General features: G+C 45.5%; 2 protein-coding genes and 1 pseudogene. 2 read left to right on the top strand and 1 reads right to left on the bottom strand.

The genetic code is table 11. From position 1 onward, the window contains the following. Positions 1–19: 19 nt before the first annotated feature. Positions 20–847: a hypothetical protein gene (locus ACQY6Q_RS02105; protein WP_427977304.1), complete on the top strand. Its 828-nt coding sequence runs from the start codon at positions 20–22 to the stop codon at positions 845–847. 153 nt (positions 848–1,000) lie between these two features. Then, on the top strand, positions 1,001–1,480 hold the full coding sequence (locus ACQY6Q_RS02100; RefSeq protein ID WP_011623828.1) for a TetR family transcriptional regulator: 480 nt from the start codon (positions 1,001–1,003) through the stop codon (positions 1,478–1,480). Between the two features lie 128 nt (positions 1,481–1,608). On the opposite strand, the pseudogene ACQY6Q_RS02095 reads toward ACQY6Q_RS02100, so the two are convergent. Then, positions 1,609–1,830: pseudogene (locus ACQY6Q_RS02095) on the bottom strand (hypothetical protein); the annotation flags it as partial.

Below are 1,830 nucleotides of genomic sequence, written 5' to 3'. Positions count from 1 at the left end.
AAAATATCATGGCAAAACAGTGAGTCTCATTGCTCTGACGCTGATCTCTAGCCTGACTTGGGTGCCTATTGGCGACAAGCAGGCGTTAATTTGCCCGTTAGCGCAATTGAGTCAGTGTCTGGCAAGCTTTCCAACTCAGGTCCGTGAACAACTCCCCCGCAGTGAAGCCCAGTTTCAAACAGAGCTTGGGCTTCGCAGTGCAATGGTGTTACCCGTCGAAAATAGTCATTTCTCCGGTTTAATCCTAGTAAATGAGCGAGAAACACCAGAGTTTCAGCTGCTCAATATCGATGGCACAACCTATCAATATGACCTCAAAGAACAGGCATTATTAACCCTGTGGCACGAGCTAGGACACCTTGAGAATCTGGCCTTGCAGGGCAGTTTATTGCCAAAAGAATTAACAGCTTACCAGCATGAGTGGTTAGCGGATCTCTATTTGGTTTGGCGTGTTGCTAAGGCCAAAGGCAATCTGGATTTAGCCTGGCAGCAATACCACAGACGCAACCTTGCAGCATTAACAAGTTCGCAGTATATGTCTCACTGGACTAGCCCTATGATGATACAAGTGTTAAAAAAGTATCAAGTGAGCCAGATTGTCCACTACCGCCAATATCGTGATTTTGTCGCCGATTTTTATCCTAAAATAGTACAAATAGAACCAGAGGTATTTCGTGAGTATTCGAGTTTAATGCAGCGTACTTTTGGTGAGACTGTGCTGCAACCCCTGCCAGCATACCTATCTTGGCGTAAGCCGGATCTTGGGCGTTACCTTAACCCGACACTGACATTGCTAATGGGGGAGGCAAAGGCCCACGACTGGTTAGTACAAAATTCAATGTTGTGAATATGTAAACAGAATCGATAAATCTCCCTGTTTCAAACTGAACCCTAGCTGAACAAAAGCGAAATACACTTGTTTGGCGTTTCCAAACAGCAGTAATCCCTGAAAGGCTTTGGTAAGCTCTACCCCAGAAAAAGAACAACGGGAGACTTTACTATGGCTAAGCGCTCGCGAGTACAGACTGAGCAGACCATAAATCAGATTATGGATGAAGCGTTAAGACAAATTTTGACTATTGGCTTTGAGACTATGTCTTATACCACGTTATCTGAAGCAACGGGGATTAGCCGCACCGGTATTAGTCATCACTTTCCGCGTAAAAACGACTTCTTAATCCGTTTAGATAGTCGTATTGGCAATTTATTTGTTGCCGCGCTCGACTTTTCTAGCCAAGAAGCCTTAGAAGCCTCTTGGATGAAAGCGATGCAAGAAGAGCATTACCGCGCAGTGTTAAGATTATTCTTCAGCCTCTGTGGTGGCGCGAATAACGAAATCACCCTCTTCAGAGCGGTCAGCACAGCACGTCAGCAAGCCATTGCTGAATTAGGATTGGTCGGCGATCGTACTATCAATCACCTATTAGGCCGTACTGCGGTCATGCTGCTGTCGAATTTTGATGTTGCCAAAGCGGCATAATCTTAAGCATCACCACAAAAAAGGAGCCTTAGGCTCCTTTTTTGTTTCTATGGTTTGGCGAATAGCAGTTGGTTTTATCCGCCGTGGCGTCAGAGATTTTATGCACCCTTAAGTTAGTTAAGTTGCAGTTAGTGAAGCTGCAATGGGGGCGTCAGCTGCGCTTGTTTTAACTTTTGTTGGGTAAGATAAACGCCGACAGCCATAAAGGTCAGCGCCGCGGCGATTAAGGCACAAAGCGCGTGATGGAACACCAAATGACTGATAAAGAAGGCTGGAATATCCTCAATGCTGTCGATAAGGAAGAGTTTAACGATAAGCCCAAGGTATAAGAGCAAGTGTAATATCGCCCC

The sequence above is a fragment of the Agarivorans sp. genome (assembly GCF_050295395.1).
Taxonomy (GTDB): Bacteria; Pseudomonadota; Gammaproteobacteria; order Enterobacterales; family Celerinatantimonadaceae; genus Agarivorans.
This window is presented reverse-complemented; position numbering and strand designations above follow the sequence as displayed.

Excerpts from the sequence above, each read along its gene's own strand:
- ACQY6Q_RS02100 (WP_011623828.1), top strand. The coding sequence starts at position 1,001 with ATGGCTAAGCGCTCGCGAGTACAGACTGAGCAGACCATAAATCAGATT.